At 61.1% G+C, this 17214-nt stretch carries 14 protein-coding genes; 12 read left to right on the top strand and 2 right to left on the bottom strand.

Translation table 11 applies throughout. The features are described from left to right. Positions 1 to 20 precede the first annotated feature (20 nt). Positions 21 to 1568 (bottom strand): family 43 glycosylhydrolase, encoded by a 1548-nt coding sequence (locus LDN70_RS01790; protein ID WP_223941543.1) that lies wholly within the window; start codon positions 1566 to 1568, stop codon positions 21 to 23. Between the two features lie 165 nt (positions 1569 to 1733). Beyond that, positions 1734 to 1889 (bottom strand): hypothetical protein, encoded by a 156-nt coding sequence (locus tag LDN70_RS01785; protein ID WP_223941542.1) that lies wholly within the window; start codon positions 1887 to 1889, stop codon positions 1734 to 1736. 195 nt (positions 1890 to 2084) lie between these two features. Between LDN70_RS01785 and LDN70_RS01780 the strand changes: the two genes are divergently transcribed. From LDN70_RS01780 to LDN70_RS01725, 12 genes are all read left to right on the top strand, one after another. Beyond that, positions 2085 to 3344, top strand: a complete 1260-nt coding sequence (locus LDN70_RS01780; RefSeq protein WP_223941541.1) for an ROK family transcriptional regulator — start codon at positions 2085 to 2087, stop codon at positions 3342 to 3344. A 314-nt stretch (positions 3345 to 3658) separates the two neighbouring features. After that, positions 3659 to 5176: an ABC transporter substrate-binding protein gene (locus LDN70_RS01775; RefSeq protein ID WP_223941540.1), complete on the top strand. Its 1518-nt coding sequence runs from the start codon at positions 3659 to 3661 to the stop codon at positions 5174 to 5176. Between the two features lie 81 nt (positions 5177 to 5257). After that, a complete protein-coding gene (locus tag LDN70_RS01770) occupies positions 5258 to 6193 on the top strand; it encodes an ABC transporter permease (protein WP_223942576.1) in 936 nt (311 codons plus the stop codon). Beyond that, positions 6190 to 8025 carry a dipeptide/oligopeptide/nickel ABC transporter permease/ATP-binding protein gene (locus tag LDN70_RS01765; protein ID WP_223941539.1) on the top strand — a complete coding sequence of 612 codons (1836 nt, stop codon included), beginning with the start codon at positions 6190 to 6192 and terminating at the stop codon, positions 8023 to 8025. Before LDN70_RS01770 ends, LDN70_RS01765 begins: the two co-directional genes overlap by 4 nt. Then, a complete protein-coding gene (locus tag LDN70_RS01760) occupies positions 8022 to 8909 on the top strand; it encodes an ATP-binding cassette domain-containing protein (protein WP_223941538.1) in 888 nt (295 codons plus the stop codon). The genes LDN70_RS01765 and LDN70_RS01760 overlap by 4 nt, the downstream gene beginning before the upstream one ends. Positions 8910 to 8961: 52 nt before the next feature. Beyond that, positions 8962 to 10515: a GMC oxidoreductase gene (locus LDN70_RS01755; protein WP_223941537.1), complete on the top strand. Its 1554-nt coding sequence runs from the start codon at positions 8962 to 8964 to the stop codon at positions 10513 to 10515. A gap of 7 nt (positions 10516 to 10522) precedes the next feature. After that, positions 10523 to 10927, top strand: coding sequence for a C-glycoside deglycosidase beta subunit domain-containing protein (locus LDN70_RS01750; RefSeq protein ID WP_223941536.1), 405 nt, complete (start codon positions 10523 to 10525; stop codon positions 10925 to 10927). Then, positions 10924 to 11817: a sugar phosphate isomerase/epimerase family protein gene (locus LDN70_RS01745; protein ID WP_223941535.1), complete on the top strand. Its 894-nt coding sequence runs from the start codon at positions 10924 to 10926 to the stop codon at positions 11815 to 11817. Before LDN70_RS01750 ends, LDN70_RS01745 begins: the two co-directional genes overlap by 4 nt. After that, positions 11814 to 13355, top strand: coding sequence for an MFS transporter (locus LDN70_RS01740; RefSeq protein ID WP_223941534.1), 1542 nt, complete (start codon positions 11814 to 11816; stop codon positions 13353 to 13355). The genes LDN70_RS01745 and LDN70_RS01740 overlap by 4 nt, the downstream gene beginning before the upstream one ends. 1 nt (position 13356) lies before the next feature. Next, positions 13357 to 14385: a Gfo/Idh/MocA family protein gene (locus tag LDN70_RS01735; protein WP_223941533.1), complete on the top strand. Its 1029-nt coding sequence runs from the start codon at positions 13357 to 13359 to the stop codon at positions 14383 to 14385. Between the two features lie 159 nt (positions 14386 to 14544). After that, the gene (locus LDN70_RS01730; protein WP_223941532.1) at positions 14545 to 16182 is read left to right on the top strand and encodes a GH35 family beta-galactosidase; all 1638 of its coding nucleotides are present in this window, start codon (positions 14545 to 14547) and stop codon (positions 16180 to 16182) included. A 25-nt stretch (positions 16183 to 16207) separates the two neighbouring features. Continuing rightward, positions 16208 to 17170 carry an alpha/beta hydrolase gene (locus tag LDN70_RS01725; RefSeq protein ID WP_223941531.1) on the top strand — a complete coding sequence of 321 codons (963 nt, stop codon included), beginning with the start codon at positions 16208 to 16210 and terminating at the stop codon, positions 17168 to 17170. The last annotated feature ends 44 nt before the right edge of the window (positions 17171 to 17214 follow it).

Below are 17214 nucleotides of genomic sequence, written 5' to 3'. Positions count from 1 at the left end.
GCTTTGGTGGTGGCGTTACTTTAATCCTTCAAGGCACGGTAGGAGAAGTTCTTGAACCGCACTTCCCCCTTCCCGGCAGCGAACAGTGCAGGGCGCAGGCTGAGGAGTTCGTCGGCGGTATTCGTGTTGTAGCCCTGCACGTTGAAACGGAGTCCATGTCTGGTCCAGTCGCTTCCGTTCAGGCTGTAGTACTGGGTGACAATGTGGTTGTCGTTGACAATTCGCAGGTACATTTTCGCGGACGCGGGCGCAGGCTCGCGCCAGTATGGAATGGCCCTGCCGGCGCGGTAGCTGGTCATGCGACCACCGTCATGGCCCATGCCGCAAAACAGGCGGTCGCTGTAATACAGCAACAGCCCGCCCTGGGCGCCGTCACTGATTTCCATCTCAACGGTGATCTCATAACGCCGGTCGCCGACGATGCACGTCAAGGGTGAGCTGTCTGACGGTCCTGATCCGCGGGCTTGCAGAACCAGTCCGTCGTCGAAGGAGGCCCGAAGATATTCGTCCTTGGACGGGGCATGAAACGACCATTGGGTTCCGAAGCGCTCGGTGGAAAAATCATCGGATAGCGCCAAACCGTGGGTCTGATCTGCTGCCCGGGAAACGGCCGGCAGGGGTGCCGGCAGTGGAACCGAAAGATCTCCCCCACCCGCTCTGGGCCAGCCCTGTTCGTCCCATTCGATGGGTTCCAAGAGGGTTTGTCGGCCAAGGGTGGCGAACCCGTTTTCGTAGCCGCGATAGATGCTCCACCATTGGCCGTTGGGGCCCTCAAACAACGTGGCATGGCCTTTGCTCCACCACGGCTCGTCCGCGTCGCATGTCCTGATGATGGGATTGCGGGGGCAGTCCTCCCACGGGCCGTCAATGGAACGGGCGCGGGCGACGGTGACCATATGGCCGGTGGGCGGACCGGAGGTGCCGCCCACCGCCGTCGTGAGGTAAAACCATTCGCCGCGGCGGGTCAGTTTGGGCCCCTCAAGCGCGTAGGCTTCAACCACCCAGTCATCGGGGTAGCGCCAGCCATCGTAGACGTGCTCCACGGGTCCGATTGTTGCTAGTCCGTCGTCAGTGAGCCGCACACGGCTGACACCGCTGAGGAACAGGTAGCGGTTGCCGTCCTCTCCCACCACGTGCCCGGGATCAATATGCCCTTCGATGCCCAGGTTGATCGGCTCGCTCCAAGGTCCCGCCATACTCTCCGCATGAATGACATACGTCAGTACAGGCGCGGATGGATCCGGGGAGACGGCAGTGGGAATGATCGGTATGTAGATGAAGTACCGGCCGTCCACCTTGCACATATCTACCGCGAACACGCATCCAATGGGCGCGGAAAGGGCCGGTCCCAGCGGTTGCCAGTTCAACAGGTCCGTTGAGTGCCAGATAATGAGTCCGGGCGTGGACTCAAACGACGAGAAGGTCAGATAGTAGTCATCGCCGTCGCGCAGGATGGCCGGGTCCGGATGGTCCCCCGCGAACACCGGGTTCAGGTACGTGCCATCGCCAAGGTCGGCACGGCGCTGGCCTTCCAGGCTCACAGCGGGAGTCGTTGTTTGGTTTGTCATACATCCAGTCTTTTCGATAGTGGAGAATACGGGCGGTGGTTATAGACCAGGCTCAGTAGCAAACCTGCCGGAAGGATTTCGGCTTCTTCGGTGAAGGTCTTCCCGAATGCCCTCGAGTTCTACGATGCCGTCCATCCAGTGCCACCACGCGCGGGGCCGTGCCGTTCATGCCAGCACCCCGGATTCTTTCCAGGAGATCGGCGCAAGGCTGAGGCCGGCCCCGTAGGAGTAGAGCGGATCTTCGTACGGGTCCAACACTCCATCTCCGTTCACGTCGCGGTATTGGACACCGTTCTCAGTGGTCCTGACCGATCGCCGCACGCGACCTCCTTGTGTGATGGGTTCCATAAAGTTTATCCGACTACCGGAAAAAGTTATAGACTTGGACCTGTTCAGCGCAAGCTAAAGTTGCAACGGGTGACCAAAGAGCGCCGTAACCGTCAGCCGGACGGTGGCGTGATCTGGCCATCGCCGCGGGTCGCGTCAAGGCGCAGAAGGCGCTCGGAGGGAAAATCAATGGCCATAGAGCGATACACCGGACTGGCATCAGTGCTGGAGACCATCCGTTGGCAGGACGGCATTACGCAGGCCACCCTGACCGATCAAGTAGGGCTTGGGCGGAGTGTCGTTGCCGAGCGGGTTGCAGAACTCGAACAGATCGGGCTCATCCATTCCCCCGGCCGCGCACCGTCCACCGGCGGCCGGACTGCCAAGCTGCTGTCCCTCAACGCCCAGGCCGGTTACGTCGTTGGCGTGGACATCGCATCGAATGAGATGGTTGTCAGCGCATCCGATCTTGCCGGCGCCCTGCTCGGCACCCGCCACCGGGAACTATGCGACGTCGGCGATGGGCCCGCGCGGATCCTGGACCAGGTCAACGCGATTATTGAGAAAATTCTCAGGGAGCAAAGCAGCAACAACCTCCTCGGGATCGGCGTAGGCCTCTCGGGTCCCGTCAACTTCGACACCGGCACTCCCGTGGGCGTGCCCGTCCTGCCCGGTTGGGCCGACTTCCCGGTGCGGGAAGAACTATCAGAGCGGTGGCCGGTTCCGGTATGGGTGGATAATCGCGTCAACCTTCTGGCCTTGGCTGAGATAGAAAGCAATCCACGGGCCGCCAAAGCCAAGCATCTGCTCTACTTCGGCGCCGGTGCCGGGGTTGGGGCCGCTCTCATCACCGACGGCAGGCTTTACCGGGGCTCCCATGGCCTGGCCGGCTCCGTTGGCCACGTGGCCGTGCCCGAGGCGGGCGTGGTTGCCTGCAGGTGCGGGCGCACGGGATGCCTTGAGGCCGTCACCAGTGGATGGGCGATTGAGCGGGATGGCTTGATGCTGGCCGAAACCGGACGCAGCATCTACCTCGCGCAAGTCCTCAAAGAGACCGGCCGCATCCGCGCCTATGACGTCACGCTTGCCGCTGAGCACGAGGATGCCGCCGCGAAGGAACTACTCAACCGGACAGCGGCGCTCCTTGGAAGCAGCCTCGCCACCCTGGTAAGTTTCTTCGCTCCTCACATGCTGGTTGTTGGCGGCGGCATTGCCCGGGCTAAAGACATTGTGCTCAAGCCCATACAGCAAGCCGTCCTGGAACGGCTGCCCTCAACAGGCGCGCCGGACCTACTCGTGGAGCTGTCCGCGATTGACGAGCAGATAGGCGGCGTCGTAGGAGCTGCTCAACTCGTTCTTGGGGAGCTCTTCTCCAAGGACAACCTCCCCGGGCTCCTCGAGCGGCTGACCCAACCCCTGAATCAGGGCAACGAAGGGCTCTCTGCCTAATATTCCGAAGACCGGAAGAAGTTGTTGACTTATTCCGGTCACCGGATTATCGTTGTAACAGGCGCCACAAAGCGCTCTACCAGCAACATAACCTCGACGGCGAGGGAGACCGCATGGAGCACACCCTCTGCTTCCGGTGGCCCTGCGCCGGCAACGCATTCATGGAATCCGCGGGATTCCGTGTGAAGCAAGGCGCCTTTCCAAGGCATTTCAGCCACCACTCACCGCAATACCTATCGGTCTCCGTAGCGTTGTCGCCGGAGAACAGTCGGATCACTCGAAGTTGAGCTCTCGACACCCTGTCTAGGAGAAACATGCGCAAATTAGTCGGCATTGCCGCCGTCACAGCCGTCTTGGCGCTTACTGCCTGCACCGGCTCTTCCCCTGGCGGTTCCGCCGCCCCCACTGAGTTGGACATTGCAGCCATTGCGCCGCCCGAGTCCTTCTCTCCGGGCAACTTCGGCACCGGCCCCACCGCCCAGTTCCTTCAGCCCGTCTACGACTCCCTCTTCCGGAACACCAACGAGGGAGAGCCTGCCGAGAACATCGTGACCAAATGGTCTTACGATGACGCCCGGACCAAGCTCTCACTCACTATCAGGGAAGGCGTCAAATTCACCGATGGGACCCCCCTGGATGCCGCCGCGGTGAAGGCCAATCTTGATTCCGCACGCAAGGGCACTGGTGAAGCCGGTGGGCAGCTGCGCTTCATCCAGGAGGTCGCCGTCACCGACGCCACCAACCTCATGGTCACGCTCTCCGCTCCGGACCCATCGCTCGTGCCGAACCTGGGCGGAACTGCCGGTGTCCTTGCCAGCCCCAAAGCCTTGGGAACACCGGAGTTGGACACCACCCCCGTAGGTTCCGGCCCATACATTTTGGACGCAGCAAAGTCCCAGACCGGCATCAAGTACACCTATACGCGAAACGCTGACTACTGGAACGCCAAAGACTTCCCGTTCGACACCGTCGAAGTCACGGTCTTCAACGACAACAATGCCATCCTCAACGCACTGCGCGCAGGCGAAGCCGACTTCGCAGTGGTGACCGATAAGGATGCAAACAGCCTTAAGTCCGCAGGCCTGAACATCCAAACCAGCCCGGCTTACACCACCAGCGGCTTGTACCTGTTCGACCGCAAGGGTTCTCTGGTTCCTGCGCTTGCCGAGCCCAAGGTTCGCCAAGCGATCAACATGGCCATGGATCGCGACGCCATCCAGGCACAGGTCTACGGCGGTAAGGGAAAGGCCACCAGCCAGGTCTTCAGTTCCAGCAGTGATGCCTACATCCCTGAGCTGGATCAGAAGTACCCCTTCGATGTGGCAGCCGCAAAAAAGCTCCTTGCCGACGCCGGCTACGCCAACGGCTTCACACTCCCCATGCCGGATGTATCACCCATCTATCCCGATCAGCAGGCAGCCGTCACGGAAGCGCTCACAGCAATCGGAGTCACACCCCAGTACCAGCCTGTAAACGGCCAGACCTTCATTTCGGATTTGTTGGCAGGAAAGTACCCCGCGGCAATATTCCAGCTCACCAGTCCTCGCCCATGGGATTTCGCCCAGATCGCGCTCACTCCCGAATCACTCTGGAACCCGTTCCGCGTCTCCGATCCCACTGTGGTTGAGCTGATCAATAAGGCTCAAGGCGAAACCAGTGATGCCCAAAACGAAACGTTCCGTCAACTGAACACCTACTTGGTGGAGCAGGCCTGGTTTGCGCCCTACATCCAGTCCGAGAACGTCTTTGCCAGCAGCGCCGAAATCACGGTTACACCGCAGCGTTATTCCACCCTGCCGCCGCTTTGGGGCCTAACTCCCTCGAAGAAGTAGCAGGTGGGCGGCCGGCCCATCCCGGGCCGGCCTCCCCTACCCATCCCTCATCTTCCCGAAGCCCAAGGAGCTGCCGTGCTGATGTTTATACTTCGCCGCCTGGCCTCAGGACTGGTGCTCATGTTCGTTATATCCACTGCGACGTTTTTCCTCCTGAACCTCACAGGGCAAGACCCTGTCCGTCAGGTTTTGGGGCCAGTGGCTTCGGTCGAACAGGTAGAGGCCAAGCGCCAACAACTGGGCCTGGATGAACCGTTGATTACCCAATACTTCCAGTGGCTCGGAGCAGCCGTCCGTGGAGATTTGGGGCGGTCATGGTTCACCAACCAGCCAGTGGGAGAACTACTCTCCCAAACACTCCCTCCCACCCTGTCCATGGTGATCGGATCACTGATCCTCGCCGCCTGTTTCGGAACGCTGATAGGGGTCACTGCTGCCTTGCGCCGTGGACGACTCGACCGCGGTCTCCAAGTGGCGTCCACCCTGGTTCAGGCAATTCCCGGCTTCCTGGTGGCACTTGTTTTGGCTCTGGTTTTCGCAGTCCAACTGCGCATGTTCCCCGCTACCGGGTTCACGGCTTTCACCGATTCTCCGGGCAAGTGGCTCGCTTCGATCACACTCCCGGTGGTTGCGCTGGCGTTGGGTTCTTTGGCCTCCATTGCCCTGCAGGTCCGGGGGTCGATGATCGATGTCATGCAGCAGGACTTTGTCCGGACACTGCGCAGCCGGGGCCTGCCTGAGCGAAGCGTCGTGGTCAAGCATGCCTTGCGCAGCGCCGCCGGGCCGAGCCTCACCACGGTATCTCTGATGTTCATCGTGGCCATCTCCAGTTCGGTGATTATTGAGAAAGTTTTCAATATCCCCGGAATCGGCACCCAGGCCAATAATTCTGCCAGCCGCGGCGACCTGCCCGTTGTGCTCGGAATTGTCCTGGTCACGGTGGTGCTCGTCGTCGTCGTCAATCTTCTCGTCGATCTGGCGCAAGGCTGGATCAATCCGAAAGTCCGTGTCTCATGACCGATAACCTTGTCACCGGTACCCGCAAGTCGCTGGAAGTGGTTGCCTCTGCGCCCCAAGGCGACAAATTGATCAAGAAGTTCCTCCGTGAACCTGCAGCAGTGATTTCGCTGGTGTTCCTCGCCTTGCTCGCTGTAGTGGCCATCCTCGCACCGTTGATCTCCTCCTACGACCCCACCGCCACACGCCTCGCCGATGTCCTCGCGCCCCCTTTCACCCCTGAGCATCCGCTCGGCGCAGATGGAGTGGGCCGCGATGTGCTGGCAAACCTCGTCTACGGCGCGCAAACCAGCCTTTCCAGCGCCGCGATCGTCATCGCAGTGAGCTTGCTCATTGGAGTACCCGCCGGGCTCTTGGCAGGCTACCGCCAAGGGTGGATCGACGGTGTCAGCATGTGGATCAGCGGTGCCCTCCTTTCACTGCCGGCAATCGTTGTGCTCCTGGTAGTACTGGCGCGGGTAGGACGCAGTACCTCACTTGCACTGGTGGTGTTCGGCGTACTGATCGCCCCTTCGGTATTTCTCCTCATCCGTGGCTCGGTCCGGGCTGTACGGGAAGAGCTGTATGTGGACGCAGCCCGGGTCTCCGGCTTGAGCGATGTCCGCATCATGGTTCGCCATATCCTTCCGGTGGTCATCACGCCCACCATCATCCAAGCGGCACTGTTGGCAGGTGCCGGCATTGGAATCGAAGCCGGCATTGCCTTCCTTGGCCTTGGCTCGTCCGACAAAGCCAGTTGGGGCCTGATGCTCAATGACGCATCGCAGAACATCTTCAATGCTCCGTGGCTGCTGATCTGGCCAAGCATTGCACTGGTTTTGACGGTTATGGCCTGCACCTTGGTGGGTAACGGCTTCCGCGACGCCTTGGCGAACTACGGATCATCCGCCGGCCCCGCCAAAAAAGTAAAAGCTGCCAAGCACCCCAGTCCAACTCCTGGGCCTGCACGGCCGCTGGAGAAGGCGCCTGTGGATCCGGGAGACACACTCCTGGTCATCAACGATCTCCGCGTTTCCTACCCCCGCCCCAACGGTGGGAAGTCCGACGTGGTCAAAGGCGTCTCCCTGAGAGTGGAGCGCGGCCAGATCCTCGGCCTGGTGGGGGAATCAGGCTCGGGTAAGTCGCAGACAGCCTTCTCGATCCTGGGACTCTTGCCCGGGCAAGCCGACATGACTGCGGGAACTTTGAGTTTCGCCGGAGTAGATCTGCTCGAAATGACACCGAAGGAGCGCAATCGCTTGCGCGGCGCACGGATCGGTTACATCCCCCAGGAGCCCATGAGCAACCTCGATCCCGCCTTCCGCATAGGCTCCCAACTCACCGAGCCAATGCAACATCATCTGGGAATCTCAGCGAAGGCGGCAAAAGATGAAGCCCTCAAACTCCTGGCCCGCGTAGGCATTCCTGATCCTGAAAGGGTCTTCAAGTCCTACCCGCATCAGGTCTCAGGCGGAATGGCGCAGCGCGTGCTCATTGCCGGAGCCGTTTCCTGCAATCCGGAGCTCCTTATTGCTGACGAACCCACCACAGCCCTCGACGTCACTGTGCAGGCCGACGTGCTGGACCTCATTCGCAGCCTTCAGGCGGAACGCGGCATGGGCGTGGTCCTGGTGACCCACAACTTCGGCGTCGTCGCGGATCTGTGCGATCAAGTGGCCGTGATGCGCAACGGAGAAATTGTGGAGGTGGCAGCAGTGACTGAGCTGTTCAGCAATCCCCGGGAAGAATACACACGGCTCCTCTTGGACTCTGCACTCGATTCAACATCCAAAACACCGGCCAGCAAACCTATCGACTCTGACCTGACCACCCAGACAGAAGGTGCACGATGACGTCCGCAGCCCAAAACGCCGTGCCGGAAGCAGAACCCCTGCTGCGGATCACCGATCTTAAGGTCGACTACAGAATCGGCGGGCTGGCCCGGAAGCGGACTTTCCGGGCCCTGCAGGGCGTGAGCCTGGACATCAAACCCGGGGAAACTTTGGGACTCGTGGGCGAGTCCGGCTCAGGCAAGTCGACCATCGGCCGCGCCGTGCTGGGTCTTGCCCCGGTGAGCGGTGGCGACATCCGTTTCAATGGCAGGTCAATCACCAAACTCAGCAAGAAGGAGCGCCGCGTGCTGAGCAGCGACATTCAGGTGGTTTTTCAAGATCCGTATACATCCTTGAATCCGTCCATGACCATCACCGACATTTTGTCGGAACCAATGCAGGTTTCCGGGACGTCCAAGGTTGATGCTCAACGCCGGGTTCGCGAGCTGCTTGATGTAGTGAACCTGCCCTCCAACGCCAGCACCCGCTATCCGCGCGAGTTCTCCGGCGGCCAGAGGCAACGCATCGCAATCGCCCGGTCCTTGTGCCGAAATCCCAAACTCATCGTGTGTGACGAGCCCGTCAGCGCACTGGACCTATCCACCCAGGCACGGGTCCTCCAACTGTTCGCGGACATACAAGAGCAGACCGGTGTTTCGCTCCTTTTTGTCACTCACGATCTGGATGTGGTGCGGCACATCAGCCAGCGCGTGGCAGTGATGAGACGCGGAGAAATTGTGGAGACAGGCATCACGGAGCAGGTTATTGCTGAGCCGCACCATTCCTACACAAAGGCCCTCCTCTTGGCCTCACCTATCGCCAACCCGGCCCGGCAAGCCGAACGTCGCCGCGAACGTCGACTTTTTCTTGACGCTCAACCCGCACTGTCCACAGTTGCCCGCTGAGCAAACCACCAGGGCGTGAAGCCCTCCCTTCTACAGACTCCTGGAGAACAGCATGACCACCACAGCAGTACCTTCAGCGCGCCCTTATCCAGCCGTCGTTGACGTCGCAATCATCGGCAGCGGCCCCGCCGGCGCAACGTATGCACGCATCCTTTCCGAGCTCAGCCCCCAAGCCAACATTGCCATCTTCGAGGCGGGTCCGACCATCAGTGATCCTCCCGGATCCCACGTAAAGAACATCTCAAGCGTGGAGGACCGCGAAGCTGCCCAGCGCCGATCGGAAGGAAAAGTCAGCGCCCTGCCGGCCGGCGGGAACCTCGCTGACTACGCACGCGACGTCGCACGCCCGGTTCGGCCCGGCACTTACCTCCTCGACGACGGCTGGCAGCAGCCCGGTGAGGCCGGACTGCCGGGCCTTGCATTCTCCAGCAACGTTGGTGGAATGGCTGCGCATTGGACCGGGGCGTGCCCGCGTCCGGGTGAAAGCGAGCGTATTGCGTTCCTTCCGAACATGGACGAGCTCCTGACCGAGGCAGAACGCCTCCTCTCCGTCAGCGCGGACGCCCTGGCCGACGCTCCTCTGGCTGATCTGGTCCGCTCACGTCTGGCAACGGCGCTCGACGGCGGCCGCGCACCTGAACGCCGGGTACAGCCCATGCCGCTGGCGGTCCGCCGTACTGACGACGGCCGCTTCATCTGGTCTGGAGCTGACGTGGTTTTCGGCGACGAAACGCGAAATAACCCCAAGGCCCGCCTGTTCGACGAAAGCGTGGTGGTGCGGGTGCTGACCAGCGGCGGTGAGGTCAGCGGTGTGCGGGTACGCGACGAAAGGACCGGAGATGAGCACGAGGTTGCGGCCCGGCACGTCGTAGTCGCAGCCGATGCCCTCCGTGGTCCGCAGCTACTGTTCGCGTCCGGTATCCGCCCCGAAGCACTTGGCCGGTACCTGAACGACCAGCCACAAATTGTCCATGCTGTCCGCTTGACCGGCGTCGCAGATGACATTCCCGCAGCCTCATCACGCGACACCACCATCACTGCCCAGAGTGGCGTCAGCTGGGTGCCCTTCACCGATGAACAGCCCTTTCATGGGCAGGTCATGCAACTTGACGCATCGCCGGTGCCAATCTCAGGGGACGTCATCCCGGGTTCGATCGTGGGCCTTGGGTGGTTCTGCGCCAAAGACCTTCAAGCGTCCGACCGCGTTGAATTCTCCGAAGACACCACGGACGCCTACGGGCTGCCGGCGATGAACATCCACTACACCTTCACAGAACGCGACGAGCGCACCCTTTCAGCAGCACGCCAATCGGTGGTCGCCGCTGCCCGGTCCCTGGGCGAGCCGCTGGGCGATGAACCGCTCACCTTCCCTGCCGGTGCCTCACTGCACTACCAAGGCACCCTGCGGATGGGGACATCAAACGACGGAACCTCCGTGTGTGACCCCACCGGACAGGTGTGGGATGTCCAGGGATTGTTCGTTGCCGGCAACGGTGTCATTCCTACCCCCACAGCCTGCAACCCCACTTTGACCGGGGTGGCTCTGGCCGTCGCCGGTGCACGCCACATCGCCGAATCAATCAACTCCACGTCCACAAAGAAGTGAGGAAACCATGGTCCTCGAACGAGAACTGATCCAAAGCCGGGGCTTTCGCAACGTCCAGGAAGGAACCGACACAGTCGGTTTCGAGATAGCCCTCCGCATGCCCAACTACCGAGGCCTCTGGGGAAGCCTCATCGACGGCGTAGCTGTCACCGTTGACGGTCAGGAGTGGAGTCGGGAAATACCGCGCTGGACTCTTCAGGGCCGCACTTTCAGCATCGAGGAACTGCGCCGGTCCACGGACGTCCGTTGGCAGCTCGATGAACTGGCCACCGTCATGGTTCCGCTGGCAGGCGGCCTGGAAGTTGGTGTCCACGACGTTCGCGTTGATATTGCGCTGCACGCACCCTACATCCCTGCAGAATTCCAACCGTCAATCTTCACATCCCAGCGAAAGGTCACGGTCCTCGCATGAGCAACCTCAAGTACGGTGTGTCCCTCTACAGCTACACCGGAGACATCAATACTGTCCTCACCCTCGAAGACGCCATGGCACAAATAGCTGATATCGGCGCAACCGGGATCGAGATCCTCGGCGAAGGTCATGTGCCCAACTACCCGGAGCCGACCACCGCATGGATTGACCAATGGTACGGATTGCTCGAGAAATACCAACTGGAGCCCACCAACTACGGGTCCTGGATCGACTCAAGCATGTGGCGCGACCGCGACCTCACCGCCGATGAGGGTGCTGTGATGCTGGCGCGTGACCTTCGGCTCGCCCATCGCCTCGGATTTACTTCAATCCGCCCCAAGATCGGTGTGGTGTCAATGGACCTGCGCCCCCATCCGATCTGGGAGGAAGTGATCGAGCGAAACCTCGATCTCGCAGCCGAGCTGGACCTCATCATTTGCCCGGAAATCCATGCGCCCACTCCCATCAAGCACCCGGTGGTGGACGAGTACATCGCATTCATCGAGCGAACCGGATCGAAGAACTTCCGCTTGCTCATCGACACCGGCATCTTCCAAAGGGCAATCACCACCGCCAAGCATGACGGACTCAGTGAAGAAGCACAGGAAGAAGGCTGGCGGAAACCCCTAGCCGTTCCCATGCCGGACCTCGTGGATGTCCTCCCCTATGTGTCGTTCATTCAGGCCAAATTCTTCGACATCGACGAGAACCTCGTTGATGGCCAGATCCCCTGGCGCGAAATCCTTCAAACTCTGAAGGAGAACGAATGGTCGGGGTACTTGTCCAGCGAGTACGAAGGCGATCGACTGCCTTACCGTTCCATCGAACAGGTACGTCGGCAGCATGCCCTTCTGCACCGCCTGGAGGCCGAGATCGCCGGAACGCCGTGACCGGAGTCCGCCGCCGCAGCACGGTCCCGATTTCTCCCACACGCCTCCGGCTCCTCATGGCAGCACTGCTGGCGGTGTCGTTCCTTGGAGCACTGGATCACACCGTCGTTTCGACGTCGTTGGCCACTGTCGCCGGAGAACTTGGAGCCCTCCAGCACATGAGCTGGGTGGTGGTGGGCTACACGCTCGCCAGTACCGTCCTGCTCCCGGTCCTCGGAGGGCTGGGCGATCGGGTCGGTCCGCGGATGGTCTTTCTTACTGCGCTCGTCGGATTTGTTGCCGCTTCCTTCATGTGTGGCCTCGCGCAAGACATGACCCAACTCGTCGTCGCGCGAGTCCTTCAGGGCATGAGCGCCGCAGGCCTCCAACTGATGTCGCAGACAATCGTTGCCGAGGTCACGACGTCAAGGCAACGTCCCCAATACCTCTCACTCATCGGTGCAGCCTTTCCGGTTGCGATTCTGATCGGGCCGCTCCTCGGAGGTCTGATCACAGACCACTGGGGGTGGCCCTGGGTGTTCTGGATCAACGTCCCGGTGGGGCTGGCCGCGTTTCTCCTGGCAGTCATGGCCGTTCCACACATCAATCCAGCGGGCAAAAGACGGTTCGACGTCGTTGGAGCACTACTGCTCACCGCTGTCCTTGTGGCGGTGGTGCTGGCAGTTACGTGGTTCAGCTCAGGAACCTCATCAGCATGGATCGCAGTGGGTGCAGGCGTAGCAGCGCTGGGCGGGCTTGTCGCCGTCGAGCGCCGCCAACAGAACCCCATCATCCCGGTTCAGCTATTTCGCAACCGCACCTTCAGTGCAGGCGTGGGGCTCTCGGCAGTCATGGGTGCCGGGCTCATCTCAGCTACGGCGTACCTGCCAACGTATTTCCAGATGGCTTATGGCGTGAGTGCCACCATCTCAGGACTGGTGCCCATCGCAACCGTGCTGGGTATGTTGGCCGGCAACCTGGTGACCGGCTGGCTCGCTTCAACGACAGGCCGTTACCGTGTCTTTCCGATCGTCGGTACGGTGATGGGAACACTCGGACTCGTGGCCATGTCCCTGCTCCCGGAGGGTGCGCCGCTGTGGGTCCCGGCGTCGATCATGGCGTTCGTCGGCCTCGGCACGGGAGCGTTCATGAGCCTCGCCATAGCAATCGTGCAAAGTGCTGCGCCACGCAGTGAACTGGGCACCGCAACCGCCACTGCCGGTCTGAGCGGCCAGATTGGGTCAACCATAGGCTCTGCCGTAGTAGGCGGAGTGGTGGGGTTCGGCGTCGCCTCGCTCCTGCCAAGCGGGCTTGACTCCCACACCCTCACGCCTGCTTTGGTCCACGCCGCCAACCCCGCGCTGCAGGCAGAGATCGCGTCGATCTACCACGACGTGTTTTCTCCTGTGTTCCTTGCACTGGCCGGCGTCTATGTTCTGGGCTTCATCGCAGCATTGTTGCTGCCCGATGGACGCCTTTCGGATGAAGCGGCCTTCCCCGCGGACGAAGCTGACGGCCTGGCCGACCCTGCCAATCTGGCCCTGCAAGGAAAGGATTGACGTGCCCAGGAACAACATCGTGAGATGGGGGCTCGCCGGCACCGGAACCATTGCCCGTGAATTCGCGCAGACCCTTGCTGAAGTCCCCACAGCCATTCTTGCTGCGGCAGCGTCCCGAACCGCGGCTGCCTCAGGGAAGTTCTGTTCCGAATTCGACATCCCGAAGCAGCACCTGTCCTTTCAGGACCTCGCCCATGACCCCACCATTGATGCGGTGTACGTTTCCACCCCTGCAGGATTGCATCACGAGCATGCCAGGCAATTCCTGGAGGCGGGCAAACACGTCCTAGTGGAGAAGCCGTTTACCGCCACCCATGCCGAAGCCCTCGACCTGGCCCAAACCGCCAAGCGATCCGGGACAGTGCTGATGGAGGCCATGTGGTCCCGGTTCCTGCCTGCCTACGTTGAGCTGAAGCGGCTGGTGGACGATGGTGCAATCGGCGAGGTGCGCAAGGTTGAAGCGTCCTTCGGTTTCCCGATTCCGGACGCCGGGCCGCGGGCGCGGCCACAGTTGTATGATGCCGCATTGGGCGGTGGAAGCCTGCTGGAGATGGGCGTTTACCCTGTGCAACTGTCGCACTGGCTCTTGGGCGATGAACCTAACGTGGCCGCGTTCGGCCGCAGCAGCAGCGGGGTGGACCTGGACACGACGGCGCTTCTGTCCTTTAGTGACGGCGCAACCGGATACATCAGCTCATCAATGTCCACGGTGCTTCCCAACAACGCGCGGATACTGGGGACCGAAGGCATCATTGAGCTGCCCGCCCCGCACCATTGCCCCAATGAGCTCACTGTGTCACGTTACAACCCCTCGGGGCCGGGACTTCAACAGTCCCACGTGATTCAGGCGCCCATTGTTGGCAGCGGGCTCCGGTACGAAATTCTCGAGTTCCATGCCCTCCTCGAGTCGGGTAGCCCGCAGAGTTCCGTGATGCCCTTGGGCGACTCTCTGGCTGTCATGCACACGCTGGACCTCATAAGGCACCAGGTCCACAATCCATCCCAGGAGGATCCTCACCGTGAAAGTTAATGTCCAGCCGGATACATCGTTGAACCCGGCGATTTCCGGGTAAGGATTGGGAACGGCCTGTCCTTCCAGGAATTCAGCCTGTCCGCCACTCCCAGTGCCCCTTGAACCCGTAGCCGCGCCCACCGTTTTCCGCCCAGCAAGCATAAAGGACCCATCACCATGCCACACCAGAACCCTCCCCGACTTGAGCGGACAGGCAGCCACACCCGCCTCATTGTTGAGAACAAGCCGTTTCTCTGCATTGGGGGTGAGCTGCACAATTCGAGCGCTTCCGATCGCAACTACATGACGCCCATCTGGGCAAAGATGGCCGCTTCAGGGGTCAACACCGTGATCGCCCCTGTTTCCTGGGAACAAGTTGAACCGGTTGAAGGACAACTCGACTTCTCGATCGTGGACGGGCTGGTAGAGGACGCACGTTCCGCCGGCGTCCGCCTGGTCATGATCTGGTTCGGTGCATTCAAGAACGCTTTCTCCACCTATGCCCCCGGCTGGGTGCGTGCTGACCGTGAACGGTTCCCGCGCGCGGACAGGGGGGCCAAACCCCTGAAGACCCCCTTCTCTTATCCGGGATCCATGCCGCGGCCAAGCCTGTCCGTTTTCTCCCACGACCTCTTTGAAGCGGACCGGACTGCCTATGTCGCCCTGTTGAAGCATCTGGCCAAGATCGATCCTGACCATACAGTCATCATGGTTCAGGTTGAGAACGAGGTTGGGCTATTGGGGGCCGGAAGGGACCACAGCGCCCTCGCCGAAGCCGCATGGAACGCACAGTTGCCCGAGAAACTGATCACTGCGGTTTCCGAATCTCCCAATTCCTTTGACCAGGAGTTTGTGCGCACCCTGGCCACACATCCGGAAAGCAACTTGAGCTGGGCCGAACGCTTCGGCGATGACAACCCCGTTGCTGAGGAGACGTTCATGGCGTGGGGATTCGCATCCTTCGTTGGAGGTCTGGCAGCCGCCGGAAAGGAAATATTGCCACTGCCTGCCTACGCAAACGCCTGGATCGGGCCCCAACGTGGTCAGGACCTGCCCGGCCAGTACCCAAGCGGCGGTCCAACGGCCCGCATGGTCCCGGTGTGGCGGGCCGCAGCGCCGGCGATCGACTTTCTGGCGCCGGATATCTACGTTCCAAACTCGGAAGAAGTCATGCGCCAATACGCGTCCGATTCCAATCCGTTGTTCATCCCTGAAGCGCGTTTCCGCGCCGGAGACGCCTTTCTGGCAATTGGCGAATTCGGAGGCCTCGGCTACAACGTCTTCGGTGTGGAAGAAGCCAGGGAGGGCAACCAGTTCAGCACAGCCTGCTCCATCATCACTTCCCTCACCCCGGAGATTGTGGATGCCCAGCGCGACGGTCGGGCTTTTGGTTTCGCTCTCGACCCGGACCAGGAATCCACCAGCACCGAGCTGGCGGGCATCGAAATTACTGTTCGCAATTCAAGGAAGCTCCTCGAAGGCATGCTCCTGGACGCAGGCGTGAGGGTTCCTCCTGCGCCGGAGCTCCTTGAAGAAACGGTTGCTGCTACCCACGGTCCTACCCCAGGGGACGGGCGTCCCTTTGGAATGGTCCTGGCCATCAATCCCAACGAGTTCATCGTGGTGGGCCAAGGAGCCCAGGTGGACTTCCACAAGCCCGGATATGAGGTTGAAGTTGATGCCGTGAGGGAGTTGGTAGTAACAGAAGCCGGGTTACGAAAAGGACGATTCCTCAACGGGGACGAGCGCCTTGAGATCCTCTCCGACAAGTACATCAGTGCGGTGAGGGTTAGTCTCCTCGTCACCGCCAACTGAAAGCCACGGACCTCGAAAGGAAGCTATGCCGTTTCACCCCGACATCGCCGCTCGGCTGCCCTTGCTGGAGGGCATTCCATCCTTGGAAGCCGGCCTTCGCGAGCCGTCCATGAGGGCACAGATGGAGGCATTTGATGCCTACCTGGACGCGCCTCCCCCTCCGTCTGCCGCCACCCAATTGATCTCTGTTCCCGGCCCGCATGGCACGGTACCACTTCGCATTTACACCCCTTTAGAACCGAGTCAGGTAGCTGGTTCCCCACACGCCATGGTGTGGATGCACGGCGGAGCCTTCCAATTCGGGGATCTGGACACGAAAGAGGCCGACTGGACTGCAAGGCAGTTGGTGCAGCGGGCATCAGCAACAATCGTGAGCGTGGACTACCGGCTAGCCGTCAATGGCGTGCACTACCCAGTACCACTGGATGATGTGGTTGCCGCCATTCGCTGGGTCCGAGCGAATATGACGGAGTGGGGCATCACATCGATTTCCTTGGGTGGCGCCAGCGCTGGTGCGAATTTGGCCGCTGCCGCCGCGCTGCGGCTCCGGGACGAGGACGGGTGGGTGCCGGAGCATCTTGTGCTGGTGTACCCGTTGATGCACGCCGAGCCCCCTGTGCCGTCGGAGTCCCTGCGGCTCGCTTTGGCGGAGTTGCCCAATGCCATGAGGCTGACACCTCGGATGATCCACTCGGCAACAGAGAACTACCTGGGCACCTCACATGATCTCCCCGTTCCGGGATACGCAATGCCCGCCAACGCAGACCTGGGTGGCCTCGGACCTACATTGGTGCTGAATGCCGAATACGACGAGTTGCGGGCGTCCGGCGAATCATTCAGTGCCCTACTTGCAGCCCAGGGTGTTGACGTGGAGCAAGTGAAAATTCATGGCATGCTTCATGGCTTCCTGAACCTGCCGGCAACTTTTGCTCCGGTCAACGAGGCGCTGGAACGAATCGCCGTCAGGTTGCGTCCGAAAAGTTGCTGACGCCCAGGCCACCCATGGCGCAGACGGCCCGGTAAGCGCACTAT

Source organism: Arthrobacter sp. StoSoilB22, from assembly GCF_019977315.1.
GTDB lineage: Bacteria > Actinomycetota > Actinomycetes > Actinomycetales > Micrococcaceae > Arthrobacter.
Note: the sequence above shows the minus strand (reverse complement) of the source record. Positions and strands in the feature narration are given on the sequence as shown.